13 protein-coding genes are annotated in these 12,444 nt (G+C 63.4%); 2 read left to right on the top strand and 11 right to left on the bottom strand.

Annotation, left to right across the window (positions count from 1 at the left end):
* Positions 1–99 precede the first annotated feature (99 nt).
* Complete coding sequence (locus HWX39_RS03870) at positions 100–927, top strand: SDR family oxidoreductase (protein WP_175965642.1); 828 nt, start codon at positions 100–102, stop codon at positions 925–927.
* A gap of 355 nt (positions 928–1,282) precedes the next feature.
* Here the strand turns inward: HWX39_RS03870 and HWX39_RS03865 are convergent, their stop codons facing one another.
* From HWX39_RS03865 to HWX39_RS03850, 4 genes are all read right to left on the bottom strand, one after another.
* The gene (locus HWX39_RS03865) at positions 1,283–1,534 is read right to left on the bottom strand and encodes a hypothetical protein (RefSeq protein ID WP_175965641.1); all 252 of its coding nucleotides are present in this window, start codon (positions 1,532–1,534) and stop codon (positions 1,283–1,285) included.
* A 220-nt stretch (positions 1,535–1,754) separates the two neighbouring features.
* Positions 1,755–2,156: a hypothetical protein gene (locus tag HWX39_RS03860; protein ID WP_175965640.1), complete on the bottom strand. Its 402-nt coding sequence runs from the start codon at positions 2,154–2,156 to the stop codon at positions 1,755–1,757.
* A 1,238-nt stretch (positions 2,157–3,394) separates the two neighbouring features.
* The gene (locus tag HWX39_RS03855; protein WP_175965639.1) at positions 3,395–4,102 is read right to left on the bottom strand and encodes a pirin family protein; all 708 of its coding nucleotides are present in this window, start codon (positions 4,100–4,102) and stop codon (positions 3,395–3,397) included.
* Positions 4,103–4,185: 83 nt separating this feature from the next.
* Positions 4,186–4,950, bottom strand: a complete 765-nt coding sequence (locus HWX39_RS03850; RefSeq protein WP_175965638.1) for an SDR family oxidoreductase — start codon at positions 4,948–4,950, stop codon at positions 4,186–4,188.
* Positions 4,951–5,091: 141 nt separating this feature from the next.
* Here HWX39_RS03850 and HWX39_RS03845 point away from each other — a divergent pair, with 141 nt between their 5' ends.
* Positions 5,092–6,009, top strand: a complete 918-nt coding sequence (locus HWX39_RS03845) for a LysR family transcriptional regulator (protein ID WP_175965637.1) — start codon at positions 5,092–5,094, stop codon at positions 6,007–6,009.
* A gap of 646 nt (positions 6,010–6,655) precedes the next feature.
* Here HWX39_RS03845 and HWX39_RS03840 read toward each other — a convergent pair.
* From HWX39_RS03840 to HWX39_RS03810, 7 genes are all read right to left on the bottom strand, one after another.
* Positions 6,656–7,447: an alpha/beta hydrolase gene (locus tag HWX39_RS03840; RefSeq protein WP_175965636.1), complete on the bottom strand. Its 792-nt coding sequence runs from the start codon at positions 7,445–7,447 to the stop codon at positions 6,656–6,658.
* Between the two features lie 83 nt (positions 7,448–7,530).
* Complete coding sequence (locus HWX39_RS03835; RefSeq protein WP_175965635.1) at positions 7,531–7,857, bottom strand: DUF4148 domain-containing protein; 327 nt, start codon at positions 7,855–7,857, stop codon at positions 7,531–7,533.
* A gap of 304 nt (positions 7,858–8,161) precedes the next feature.
* Positions 8,162–8,704: a cytochrome P460 family protein gene (locus tag HWX39_RS03830; protein WP_175965634.1), complete on the bottom strand. Its 543-nt coding sequence runs from the start codon at positions 8,702–8,704 to the stop codon at positions 8,162–8,164.
* Positions 8,704–9,747 (bottom strand): alpha/beta hydrolase, encoded by a 1,044-nt coding sequence (locus tag HWX39_RS03825; protein ID WP_175965633.1) that lies wholly within the window; start codon positions 9,745–9,747, stop codon positions 8,704–8,706. Before HWX39_RS03825 ends, HWX39_RS03830 begins: the two co-directional genes overlap by 1 nt.
* Before the next feature lie 270 nt (positions 9,748–10,017).
* The gene (locus tag HWX39_RS03820; protein ID WP_175965632.1) at positions 10,018–10,272 is read right to left on the bottom strand and encodes an RNA-binding protein; all 255 of its coding nucleotides are present in this window, start codon (positions 10,270–10,272) and stop codon (positions 10,018–10,020) included.
* 33 nt (positions 10,273–10,305) lie between these two features.
* On the bottom strand, positions 10,306–11,484 hold the full coding sequence (locus HWX39_RS03815) for an acetate/propionate family kinase (RefSeq protein ID WP_175965631.1): 1,179 nt from the start codon (positions 11,482–11,484) through the stop codon (positions 10,306–10,308).
* A gap of 4 nt (positions 11,485–11,488) precedes the next feature.
* Positions 11,489–12,427 (bottom strand): phosphate acetyltransferase, encoded by a 939-nt coding sequence (locus HWX39_RS03810; RefSeq protein WP_175965630.1) that lies wholly within the window; start codon positions 12,425–12,427, stop codon positions 11,489–11,491.
* Between the last annotated feature and the right edge of the window lie 17 nt (positions 12,428–12,444).

Here is a 12,444-nt window from a genome sequence, read left to right as displayed (position 1 = left end):
GCTGCCTCCAATCGATGTCGTGGGACGTCATTTACGCTTGACCGTTGACTATAGTCAACGGTTTAGAGTGCAACTCCCGTTCCACTCCATCAGCAGGCCATGAGCAAATCTTTCGATTTTGGCGGAAAAACAGCACTCGTCACCGGTGCATCGTCGGGTATCGGGCGCGCGTTTGCCTATGCGCTGGCCGAACGCGGCGCGAGACTCCTGCTGGTCGCACGCTCTCACGACAAGCTGCGCGATCTGGCCGCGGAACTGCGACGCGACCATGCGTGCGACGCCAATTTTCTGACGGTCGACCTGAGCGCGGCCGACGCCGTCAACACGATCGATCGTCATCTGAAGGCGACAGGCATGTTCGTCGATGTGCTGATCAACAATGCGGGCTTCGCAGCTTACGGGCGCTTTGAAACGATTCCGTTGACGCGCCAGCGCGATGAAGTTCTGGTGAACTGCATCGCCGCGGTCGAGCTGACTCATCTTCTGCTGCCGGGGATGCAAGCGCGATCCGATGGCGCGGTCATCAACGTCGCGTCAACCGCGGCATTCCAGCCCGATCCGTATATGGCGGTCTACGGCGCGACGAAAGCCTTTCTCCTGTCATTTTCGGAAGCCGTCTGGGCCGAGAACCGGCATCGGGGCATCCGGGTCGTCGCCCTATGTCCTGGCGCGACGCAAACGGCCTTTTTCGACGTTGTTGGTGCAAAGGAGGCTGCCGTCGGCGTGCCGATGCCGGTCGCGAACGTGGTGCAGGATGCGTTGCGGGCGCTCGATCGCAATCTGAGCTATCGGGTTGTGGGGGCACGAAATCGACTGCTTGCGAACTTGCAGAGACTATTGAGCCGCCAGATGTCGGCTCGGCTCGTTGAGAAAATTCTTCGCCCGAGAGAAGTTCAGGGGCTCGCGGAAACGGATATCGAGGCGTAGAGCTGTGCCGTCTACACATGGCAGTCTCTCGATGTTGCGATCCGCAGATCGTCTTCGGCGGATACCCGACTTACCTCGTTGCCCGTTGCGCTGGGTTGAAGGGGAAAAATAACGTCGTGAACGCTACCGACCGCGAGCTGGTATTCATCGAGATGGAGATTCGCTAAGGCAGCGCTTGAGAGGAAGCACAGACGAACACCGACTTAGAAGCGGCCCAGCCGATTGACGGCTTGTGGCCGACTTGCGCCTGAAGACCGCGCGCAAACCTCATCCGGGTCGCTTCCAATCGAAAAGGCATAAGCCGATGCGACGTGATCCGTTGTGGAGGAGAAAACGCGCCGGTATTGCTTACTGCCTAGCTTTCCACCCAAATGGGTTCGTCGGGGTGATGTTCTCGAATGACATCGATTGCATGTGCCAACGTTTCAGTATGCTCGGGACGCACCTCATGTGTGAATTCAGTCACGCGCACGCCGGTTGAGCGAAGCCTTGTGACGTGATCGTGGGCCAGGATGCCTCCACTCACCCACAACTGGTAATCGAGATGATCGCGGCTCAGTTTTTCAAAGGCGGCGACTCCCGCCGCGGACCACGCGAAGAAGATCATATTTCCTCTGTAACGACACAATGAACGTCAGACTTCAAATCTAACGAGAACGCTGAGCGCAAGGATTGTCGAGCATCTGGATATCAACGTCGACGGTCCGTTTTTGGTTGCGGATTCAACCCGGGCGGTGGCCGCTCCGACAAACGGCGACTGACTCAACCCGACCCGGAACAGACCTTCGTGTTTTCTGGGAGCAGTCATTCAACCGTCTATTGGCTCTCTATGAGGCGTATAGTTTTCCGCCCTCGCCAACCCAGATTACGCCCGGGATCATGTAGAAATAGACAGCTAGCTCTGCATCGTTTGCATCACACACGTGACTCGGCCATTGAACCCGGAGCTGGCGAATAATTTCTTCGGGCGTCTCGTGCCACTGGGCATCTCGATCGTAGATGGTGTATCGAGGACGTGGATTCGCAGGAGATGTATAGCAGTCTGCTCCTGGAGCGATGAACATGATCTTACCGTCATCTAACAATTGCCTGACTACATCAAAGAACGCAGCCTTATATTCGTCAAATGAAAAGGTTGGATTCCAGTGCCTAATTGAGTCAAAGAGGCCTGTGATCCAAAGACCGAATGAATCTCGAATGATCTCCTCGAGGTGGTCTATCTGCTTCATTGCTGAACATCGGCTTCGCCGTCCGCTGATCCATAGGTGTCCAGTTCGAGTCGAATACCACGCGACGCCAACGCCGTGAGGGAAGTAGCCATTTCGAAGTACCTATAGTTTTGATGGCCCAGATTGTCGCCAATCTACGGGCAGCAGTCCAATGACCGTTCGTGGCCGGTAGCTGCCGCTCGCCATCGCCGACAACTGGCCTGATGGCGAACTTTGACCGATCCCGTCCGGCCCACTGGTAAACTCGGGCAGCCAAAGCAACTTTTCCCGGTCACATGAGCATGCAACCCACCGCAGCACCTGCACCCGTCACTCCAATGATGCAGCAGTACCTGCGGCTTATCTGACAAGGATCAGCGCGTAATCCTACGCCAAGACCTACGCTGGCACTTTCCTGGATGAGTCGTTACCGCCCCGGACGAGACGCGTGCCATTCCCATGTACGGACTTTGGGAACGGTCGAATACTCCGATTCGACCTGCAATTAATGCTTTTCTCAACGGCACAGATACGCGGACCAATGGAGCGCCCAGAACCCTATAAGAACCGCACCGAGAAGTATCCATGCACGTCTGCGCGACATTCGCGGTTGAAGCGCGGTGCCTCGGTCGGCAAACAAGTAAAAGTATCGGAGCGTCGTGTCCACTAAGGCGAAAGCAAACGCAATTGCGTATATGGCCAGCGCTAAGCCATAGCCCGAACCGAGTAGAATCCGAAAATTGAAGGGCAATTTATCGCAAGTGATAAAAAACACCCCTCCGAGCAGGAGAACGGTGAACAGCGCGGAGGCAACAAAGGAGATCCGTTCTTTGACCATATAGTGACGCGCTCCAAGGACTGTCGTGCGCAAGATACTAGCTTCCTCTCGCTATCGCCGACAACTGGCCGGGATGGTGAACTTCGAGCGATCCCGCGCGGGCCACTGGTAAACTCGGGCAAAGCAACTTTTCCCGGTCACATGAGCAAGCAACCTGCCGCAACACCTGCCCCGTCACTCCAATGATGCAGCAGTACCTGCAGCTTATCTGACAAGGATCGGCGCACAAAGCTACGCCAACACCTACGCCTCCCCTTTTGAGGGCGGGCCGTTACCGACCCATCACGGACATCCGGTCGCGCGGGATCGACGTCGAATCCTCATCGCAAAGCAGCCATTTAAAGCTACCAAACCGAGGCGTGTGCAAAACGTGGAACCTGTGAAGAATGTCGTCGCGCGCGAGCGCAACTGCATAATTTCCCTACCGTAAAAGCTCGACTATCAGGACATCGGTGTCGTCTCGCGCTACCAACGTAAGCTGCGATTCATCGCGTATGGCAACTCCGTCGCGTGGCGCGAGCTGGATTTCCCCGACATCAAGCCGACCATGATCGGCAACCAGATACGCCATGCGTGACGCCGGCAACACGTGATGCACCGTCATGCCTTCGCGTAACGTCGCGATACGCACGCGCGCGTCCGCGTGGACAGGCAGCGCTCCCGCGCGCACATCGTCGGCATCGCCGCTCGCCAGCGTGACGAAGTGGCCTTCGCGACATCCGCGCGAACAGATTCGCGTCGCCCAACGGGACGTGCCGCCCGGCGTGTGCGGATGTAACCAGATCTGGAATAGCCGCGCAGGCGCATCTTCTTCGTTACGCTCGGAATGGTGGACCGCGGTGCCTGCACTCATCACCTGCAGGGAATCGGCGACCAGTCGCGCGCGATTGCCCGAGTCGTCTTCATACGTGATCGCGCCCGAGCGCACCCATGTCACGATCTCAACGTCGCGGTGAGCATGCAGGTTGAAGCCCGAGCGCGGCGCGAACTCATCGTCGTTCCACACGTAGAGCGCGCCAAGCGGCGCATGGCCGACTCGTCCGCATTCGCCGAAGCGGAAATGCAGTCGCGTATCGAGCCAGTTGCGCCTGACTGCGCCAAGCGAAAGGTAAGGACGATGTTCGATCATGATGTGCATCCGCTCAAACGCACGCACTCGCCGGGCGCTGGTGCGATCGTCGATGGCCCCGCAACCGCGCGCCCAGGCTGCGCTTAGACCTGCTGCTGGCCGCCATCGACGAATAGCTCGACGCCGTTCACAAAGCTCGCATCGTCAGAGGCCAGGAACAGCGCGGCGCTCGCGATCTCGCCCGGCTCGCCAAGACGCCCCATCGGGATCTGGACAGCCAGGTAATCGGCGAGACCCTGGCGTTGGGCGGCATCGTCACCGGCGAGGTCGAGCAGGCCGGGCGTGCGCGTCGCACCCGGGCTGATCGTGTTCACCCGGATGCGGCGATCCTTCAGATCGAGAATCCAACTGCGTACGAAGGCGCGCACTGCGGCTTTCGATGCCGAATACACGCTGAATGCAGCCGTGCCCGCGCTGCCTGCCGTCGAACCCGTGACGATCACCGACGCACCCTCGGCGAGCAGCGGCAGCGCCTTTTGCACCGTGAACAGCACGCCCTTCACGTTACGATCGAAGGTGTCGTCGTAGTGTTCTTCGGTGATGCTGCCAAGCGGCAGCATCGAGCCGCCGCCGGCGTTCGCGAACAGCACGTCGAGATGCCCCTGTTCTTCCTTGATCTGCGCATACAGCGCGTCGAGGTCACCCATCTTCGTGGAATCGCCACGTACACCCGTCGCGTTGCCGCCTGCTTCGCGGATGCCCTGCACCGCGGCATCGAGTTCGGCCTGACGGCGGCCGGTGAGGTAGACGTGTGCGCCTTCTGCCGCGAAACGCTGTGCGGTCGCGAGGCCGATGCCGCTGGTTGCGCCGGTAACGAGTGCAATCTTGTTGTCGAGCTTGTGTGCCATGGTGTTTCTCCTTTCGATCAGTAACTGGAGGACTGCGTTCGGTGTTGCGTGCTGCGATGTGAGGAGAATATCGACGGCCGCATCTTTTCGAAATAGAATTGATTGAAATCAACCGTTGCAAAAATGAAACGATGAGGGGAAATGGCGAAGCTGCCTGATTTCGAAGGACTCGCGATGTTCGCGAAGGTCGCCGAGGAAGGATCGTTCGCGGCCGCGGCGCGCGTGATGGGGGTGTCGGTGGCCACGGTATCTCGTGGCGTCGCCCGTCTGGAAGACCGGTTAGGCGCGCGGCTCTTCAACCGCACGTCGCGCCAGCTCTCACTCACCGAGTTCGGCCGAACGATCTGCGAGACGGCCGGAGAAATCTACCGTCAGGCCGAAGAAGCAGAAAACGCCGCGCGCGAGATGTCGGTGCAGCCGCGAGGACTGGTGCGTCTGGCCGTGCCGATGTCGTTCGGGCTGCGCTGGGTCGCGCCCCTGCTGCCCGCGTTCTTTCGCGCGTATCCGGAAGTGTCGATCGACCTGCATCTATCGGATGCGTCGGTCGACCTGGTTGCCGATGGCTTCGACGCCGCACTGCGCATTGCCGCGCTGCCGGATTCGTCGCTGGTGGCGCGACGGCTATGCGCGGTCACACAATTTGTGGTGGCGTCGCCCGAGTACCTGAAGCGCGAAGGACGGCCCGCGCATCCGCGCGAACTGGTGAGCCGGCCGTGTCTCTCATACGCGTACCGCGCACGCAGCGACGTCTGGCGCTTCACGAACGCCTCGGGGGAGGAGGAACCGGTCATGCCGGCCGGTCCGCTGCGCGTGACTAATTCCGATGCGCTGCTGCCCACGCTGCTTGACGGACTCGCAATTGCCGAGCTGCCCGAATTCATCGCCGCCGAGTATCTGGCCGATGGCCGCCTCGAAGCGATCCTCACCGACTGGTCGCTGACGAAGGGCGGCCTTTACTTCGTCACGCCGTCGGCGCGCGCCCGTCCCGCGAAGGTGGCCGCGCTGTCCGATTATTTTGCGGAACATCTGTCCGAGCCGTCATGGCGATGGCCGAAGTAATGGCTTCGACGAGCTGAACGGCTGGCTGCCCGCCCTCAGCTGTTGTGTGACGTGCTGCACACGGTAGCAGCGGCAGACGCGTTTGCCGTGACGCGCACCGCTTGATCATTGCATTGATGAAAGGCCGCTTTGTCGATCGAAGCGGCCTGAGGATATTTCGGGGGATTGGCCGTTCGTGGCCGAATCGAGCCTCAGTGCAACCCCGAGGCCCGCGGACCGGCTTCGACCACTACCTTGAAGTAACTTTAGAGGTCAACGTTGAGTGAACAAAGCCCCAAGTAGAATGAATCTCGACACTTCTGTCGACTCCACTGCTGCTGCCCGCATCACCGGTGCATGCGCAGACGTTCCTGAGCATTCCTGTACATCGGTCACGGGTAACGAGGCATGCACGGCATCGTCTGGGGCGCCGTGGACAAAAACCTCGCTGCACAGGCAAGCGACCGATGTTTCAATGACGACTCTCAACAACACGAGTGTCGGTTTCTCGTGTGTCGCCAACTTTCACCCCAGTCATATTTCCGTCATGCCTGGTGTTTCGGACGGAAATACCAACATTCCGACGGCAGCCACGATTCAATCGAGCGACTAACCATCGACGTTGCGCGGGTGCACGATTCGCGGCGCCATACGGCGCCGCTCTCACTCACTGCGCATCCTGCTTCACACGCTCCGCGGCCGCGATGATCGCATCGGCCACGGCTTTCGGCTGGCTCAGCATCGACACATGGCTGCCGTTCACGCGCGCGACCGTCGCGCCGATCCGCTTCGCCATCGATTCCTGCAGCGTCGGGTCGATCATCCTGTCCTGCGTCGCGACGACGAACGTCGACGGCTTCGCATGCCACGCGGCCTGCGTGACCTTCTCCGAGATGCAACCGCCATACCACGGCCCCTGGGTCGCCGCGACGATGCGCTGCTGCGCGGGCGCCAGGTCCGGCGCGAAATCCTGCGCGATCGCCTTGTCCGACAGCGTCGCGAAACCGCCCGCGTCCTTGCGCAGTTCACCGGCCCAGGCGGGCGCCGGCAGCCCCTGCGTGACGTCGGCGATCGATTGGCCGTTGTCGGGCGCGAACGCGGCGACGTACACGAGCGACTTCACCTTGTCGTCGTTGCCCGCCTCGCTGATCACGACACCGGCCCATGAATGGCCGACCAGCACGACCGGCCCCTGCTGCGCGTCGATCGTGCGTTTCGTCGCGGCCGCATCGTCCGCGAGCGAGCTCAACGGATTCTGCACCGACACCACGTGCAGCCCGCGCGCCTCGAGCAGCGGAATCACGCGGCTCCAGCTCGACCCGTCGGCGAACGCGCCGTGCACGAGCACGACGTTCGTGCCCTTCAGGTCTTCTTTCGGCGCGGCCTGCGCCGCCGCCGCACCGAACAGTCCGCCGACCACCGCGGCGGATACCAGAACGCGTTTCATCAAACCGGCCATCGTCATGCTCCTTGTTCTGCTGTGTTTTTCACCGAAGTGCTGAAGGGGTGGCCGCGCCCGCCGACGGCAAGCGCGGCAGCGCATCACGAATGCGCGTACAAGTTGTCGGCGGCATTCGGTGCGGCGGGCGCTTGCGTCGCGCCGCGATGGCCGACAGGCGTCGATGCGTCGGCCATGTTGTCGCCCTGCGACTTCGACGGGCCGTTCTGGTCGGAACGCGCGACCTGCAGCGCGGCGGCGACGTCTTCCGGGTAATGCGGTTCACTGCGGGCCGGGTTGTAGCCGGCCTGCTCCAGGCGGACGAGTTCGGCGCGCACGTCGGCACGCGTGAGGCCGTGGCCGGTATCGGCGAACGACAATGCGGGGATGGCGGCGAGGACGGCGACGGCGAGGATTCGAGCGGCTTTCATGAGGGTTCTCCTTGAAGGAAGTAGGTCAGTCGATCATTCGGCATCCGATCCAGATCGTCTGGCATCGAACGTTTCCTGCATGTCGACAGTAGAACCCGCGCACGTATCTGCCATGTTTCCGAAACCGGTGCTTTCTGCATGCCAGTTTTTCAGGCGCGGCCGCAGATACAGTGCGATACAAACCGGGCTGCCGCATCGTTCACGGCCCCGTCTGCCGATGTGCTCCCCCAAAGCTCACCCGCCATGAAAAAAGGCGTGCCACGCACGGCACGCCTTTCGCGTCGAACACATCACGCCACGCGCGTCACGGCGCCAGCCGTGTGAACACGTCATCGTGGTTCTTCACACGCGCCTCGTGGCACGCGAAGCACGTCTGATGCTGGCCGATATCGGCCGGCACGCCGTTGATGAAGCGCCCGAACCCCCAGCCGCCCGTCGATGCATAGCGGCGCGAGTCCTTCACCATCACCTGGACGGTCGTCGCCTGGCCCGGCACCGTCGCAGGTGGAAACGCGTCGGACTGCTTGCGCTTGTACGCGAGCTTCACGAGGATCGTGCCGTCCGGGAACGGCAGCGTCGCCTGTTCGAGCGCACGGATCGCGACGGGGTTGCCGAGCACCACGCGCAGCTCATCGAGCGGCGCGGCCTCTTCGGCCGGCGCGACCATTTCCCACTTCCGGTAGCCGGGCGGAATCGTCACGCCGTAGATCGGCGACGCGGCGGCAGCCGGCTTCGGCTGCTCGGCCAACGCGGCCGGGCCGCTCGCCAACCCCGCGCCGGCCACCAGCACGCCCGCGACGAACACGCGGCGCGCGGTGCGCCGCACCACGCCCACGCATGCCCGCATCACAGGTGCTCCACCTGCAGGATCGCCTCCGCGAACGCTTGCGGCGCTTCTTGCGGCAGGTTGTGGCCGATGCCGCCGGTGATCGTCCGGTGCTGGTACTTGCCCGTGAACTTCTTCGCATACGCGGCCGGTTCAGGATGCGGCGCACCGTTCGCGTCGCCTTCCATCGTGATCGTCGGCACCGTAATCGCGGGCGCGGCGGCAAGACGCCGCTCGATGTCGTCGTACTGCGCCTCGCCCTTCGCGAGCCCGAGGCGCCAGCGATAGTTGTGGATCACGACGGCGACGTGATCCGGGTTCTGGAACGACGCGGCCGAGCGTGCGTAGGTTTCGTCGGAGAACGGCCACTTCGGCGACGCGAGTTGCCAGATCAGCTTGTTGAACGCGTCGCGGTTCGCCGCGTAGCCCAGCGCGCCGCGCTCGGTCGTGAAGTAGAACTGATACCACCACTGGAACTCGGCCTGCGGCGGCAGCGGCTTGCGGTTCGCCTCCTGGCTGCCGATCAGGTAGCCGCTCACCGATACCAGCGCCTTCACCCGCTGCGGCCACAGCGCCGCGATGATGTCGGCCGTGCGCGCGCCCCAGTCGTAGCCGCCGAACACCGCGCGGTCGATCTTCAGCGCGTCCATCAGCGCGATGATGTCGACAGCCGTGACGGCCTGCTGGCCGTTGCGCACCGTGTCGGCCGAGCGGAACGTCGTCGACCCGTAGCCGCGCAGGTACGGCACGATCACGCGATAGCCGGCCGCGACGAGCAGCGGCGCGACTTCCGCGTAGCTGTAGATGTCGTACGGCCAGCCGTGCAGCAGGAACACGACGGGGCCGTTCTGCGGCCCGAGGTCCGCATACCCGACGTTGAGCACGCCCGCGTCGATCTGGTGGATCGTGCCCAGCGACGCGACGCCGGCCGAGCGCTTCGCAGGCGCCGCGTCGGGTGCCGACTGCGCATGCGCAAGGGCGCTGAACCCGAGGTCGGCGAGGCTCAGGCTCGCCAGCGTCGTACCAAGGATCAGGCGGCGGCGGGTGTTCACGGTATCAGGCATGACTCGTTCTCCAGTGTCGATCGCTAAGAAGGGGCCCCGCGGCGCGTGCGGCCGCTCGGGAATCGGCGTTCGCAGCGGCGGCGCAGGGCACCGCGCTGCCGCGCGAATCGCTTCACCGGATTTATACCCAAGGCCTCTGGAGGCTTTGTATCCCAACGTATCTGTGCGCGAACACGACACACGACGATTCAAAAATCGTGCTGGAAACGCGCATTGGCGGGCGAGTCGACCCGCATTCACCACTCGAGCCACCCAGGCACACGAGGCCGTTCAGTCCTTCCGGTCCGGCAGGATATGGGCACGAATCGACCGCCCCCGCCACGAAATGTGGTCGATCCGTGCGCGCAGCGTGTAGAGCGCCACCGACGACAGCGTACTGAAGCTGAGCAGCGCGACCGGGTTGCCAATCCCGGCCGGCACGCGCTCGATCGCATCGAACCGCGGGAATCCATACTGCGTCAGGAACGCGCCGACCTCGTCGTCGCGTGCGTGTTCCTCGACATTGACCAGCAACAGTTCGGCCATGACGGCTCCTTTCTCTGTTCGTTCGTCCGCCCGTCACCGGATCAGCTCGCGCGTATGGTGCGCGATCATCAGTTCTTCGTTGGTCGGAATCACCCACGCCGGTACGCGACTCGACGCCGTCGTGATGAGCGGCCCGCCGGCATGGTTCGCGTCGACATCGATCTCGACGCCGAGCCAGGCCGCGCGGCGCATCACCCCTTCGCGAATCGCCGCCGCGTGCTCGCCGATCCCCGCCGTGAAGACGATGGCGTCGATGCCTTCCATGGCGGCGGCAAGCGAGCCGAGTTCGCGCGCGATGCGGTAGACGTACAGCTCGATCGCGAAGCGCGCGCGTGGATCGTCGCTCGCGAGCAGGGTGCGCATGTCGCTCGATATGCCGGACACGCCAAGCAGGCCGGAGCGCCGGTACAGCAGATCCTCGACGGCGCGCACGTCCATCCCGAGTTCTTCCATCAGGAACAGCACGACGCCCGGGTCCAGGTTGCCGCAACGCGTGCCCATCGGCAGTCCGTCGACCGCCGTGAACCCCATCGTGCTCGCGACGCTCTTGCCCGCCACGAGCGCACACATGCTCGCGCCGTTGCCAAGGTGGGCGACGACCGTGCGCCCGCGCGCCGCCTGAGGCGCGATGTCGGGCAGCACGCTCGCGATGTACTCGTACGAGAGCCCGTGGAAGCCGTAGCGGCGCACGCCCCGGCTGGTGATCGACTCCGGCAGCGCGAACGCCTGGGCCACCGCGGGCTGCGTGCAGTGGAACGCCGTGTCGAAGCAGGCCACCTGCTCGATACCGGGCCGCACCGTTGCGAGGATGCGAATCGGCGTCAGGTTGTGCGGTTGATGCAGCGGCGCGAGCGGGGTGAGCTTTTCCAGTTCGGCCACGATCGCGGGCGTGATGCGCACCGGGCCGCTGAAGCGTTGCCCGCCGTGCACGACGCGATGGCCCACCGCCGCGAGACGATGCCCTTCCCGATGCGCCTCCAGGAACGCGGCGATCTGCGCGAGCCCTTCGTGATGGCCAAACGTATCGCCGCCGCCCCATTGCTGCTCGTGACGTTCCGCGTGACGGTCGACGGCGCTGAAGTGCGCGGTGGCCGTATACAGGCCGTCGACCTCACCGTGCACGATCAGCCCGAGCGTGTCGCCCTGCACGTCGAATGCGGAAAACTTGATGCTCGACGAGCCGGCATTCAACACCAGAATCACGTCTGCCATGGCGTCACCCCGCACGCGTGGCCGCTTCACGCTGCACGTACGCGACGCGCATCGCGACCGCGCATGAAGCCAGCCGGGTGATCAACGAATCGGCGCGACTCGTCAGGATGATCGGCACGCGCGCGCCGAGCACGATCCCCGCCGCGTCCGCGCCCGCGAGGAACGACAGGCTCTTGGCGAGCATGTTGCCGGCTTCGAGGTCCGGCACCATCAGCACGTTCGCATGCCCGGCCACCGGCGAATCGATCTGCTTGATGCGCGCGGCCTCGGGGTCGATCGCGTTGTCGAGCGCAAGAGGACCGTCGACGAGCGCGCCGGTAATCTGCCGCCGGTCCACCATCTTGCACAGCGCGGCGGCTTCGAGCGTCGACGGCACTTTCGGGTTGACCGTCTCCATCGCCGACAGGATCGCCACGTACACCTGCGGAAACGCCAGCGCATGCGCAAGATCGATCGCGTTCTGCAGGATGTCGACCTTTTCCTCGAGCGTCGGCGCGATGTTGATCGCCGCGTCGGTCACGATCAGCGGATCGGCGTGCGCGGGCACGTCCATGACGAAGCAATGGCTGATGCGCCGGCCGGTGCGCAATCCGGCATCGTGACGCACCACTTCGGCCATGAGCTCGTCGGTGTGCAGGCTGCCCTTCATCAGCGCGGCCGCCCGCCCGTCGCGAACGAGCCGCACCGCCGCGGCCGCCGACGCCTCGCTGTACGGCGCATCGACGATCTCGTGATCGGCGATCGACAGCCCGCACTGCGCGGCGGTCGCTTCGATACGTGCGCGCGGGCCGACCAGGATCGGTGCGATCAGCCGCTTGCGCGCCGCCTCCAGCGCCCCCTCGAGCGAGCTTCGATCGCACGGATGCACGACGGCCGTCGGCATCGGCGCCAGCGTCCGGCAGTGTTCGATGAGGCGGTGATATTTCTCGTGTCGGGTTTCCATTGCGATTCCTTGCCGTC

This window comes from Burkholderia sp. BCC0322 (genome assembly GCF_902833045.1).
Taxonomy (GTDB): Bacteria; Pseudomonadota; Gammaproteobacteria; order Burkholderiales; family Burkholderiaceae; genus Burkholderia.
The sequence above is the reverse complement of the archived record's forward strand: the minus strand, read 5'-3'. Positions and strand labels throughout refer to the sequence as shown.

Excerpts from the sequence above, each read along its gene's own strand:
- HWX39_RS03820 (WP_175965632.1), bottom strand. The coding sequence starts at position 10,272 with ATGGCCGAACTGTTGCTGGTCAATGTCGAGGAACACGCACGCGACGAC.
- HWX39_RS03810 (WP_175965630.1), bottom strand. The coding sequence starts at position 12,427 with ATGGAAACCCGACACGAGAAATATCACCGCCTCATCGAACACTGCCGG.
- HWX39_RS03870 (WP_175965642.1), top strand. The coding sequence starts at position 100 with ATGAGCAAATCTTTCGATTTTGGCGGAAAAACAGCACTCGTCACCGGT.
- HWX39_RS03845 (WP_175965637.1), top strand. The coding sequence starts at position 5,092 with ATGGCGAAGCTGCCTGATTTCGAAGGACTCGCGATGTTCGCGAAGGTC.
- HWX39_RS03830 (WP_175965634.1), bottom strand. The coding sequence starts at position 8,704 with ATGCGGGCATGCGTGGGCGTGGTGCGGCGCACCGCGCGCCGCGTGTTC.
- HWX39_RS03855 (WP_175965639.1), bottom strand. The coding sequence starts at position 4,102 with ATGATCGAACATCGTCCTTACCTTTCGCTTGGCGCAGTCAGGCGCAAC.
- HWX39_RS03835 (WP_175965635.1), bottom strand. The coding sequence starts at position 7,857 with ATGAAAGCCGCTCGAATCCTCGCCGTCGCCGTCCTCGCCGCCATCCCC.
- HWX39_RS03865 (WP_175965641.1), bottom strand. The coding sequence starts at position 1,534 with ATGATCTTCTTCGCGTGGTCCGCGGCGGGAGTCGCCGCCTTTGAAAAA.
- HWX39_RS03815 (WP_175965631.1), bottom strand. The coding sequence starts at position 11,484 with ATGGCAGACGTGATTCTGGTGTTGAATGCCGGCTCGTCGAGCATCAAG.
- HWX39_RS03860 (WP_175965640.1), bottom strand. The coding sequence starts at position 2,156 with ATGAAGCAGATAGACCACCTCGAGGAGATCATTCGAGATTCATTCGGT.
- HWX39_RS03840 (WP_175965636.1), bottom strand. The coding sequence starts at position 7,447 with ATGGCCGGTTTGATGAAACGCGTTCTGGTATCCGCCGCGGTGGTCGGC.
- HWX39_RS03825 (WP_175965633.1), bottom strand. The coding sequence starts at position 9,747 with ATGCCTGATACCGTGAACACCCGCCGCCGCCTGATCCTTGGTACGACG.
- HWX39_RS03850 (WP_175965638.1), bottom strand. The coding sequence starts at position 4,950 with ATGGCACACAAGCTCGACAACAAGATTGCACTCGTTACCGGCGCAACC.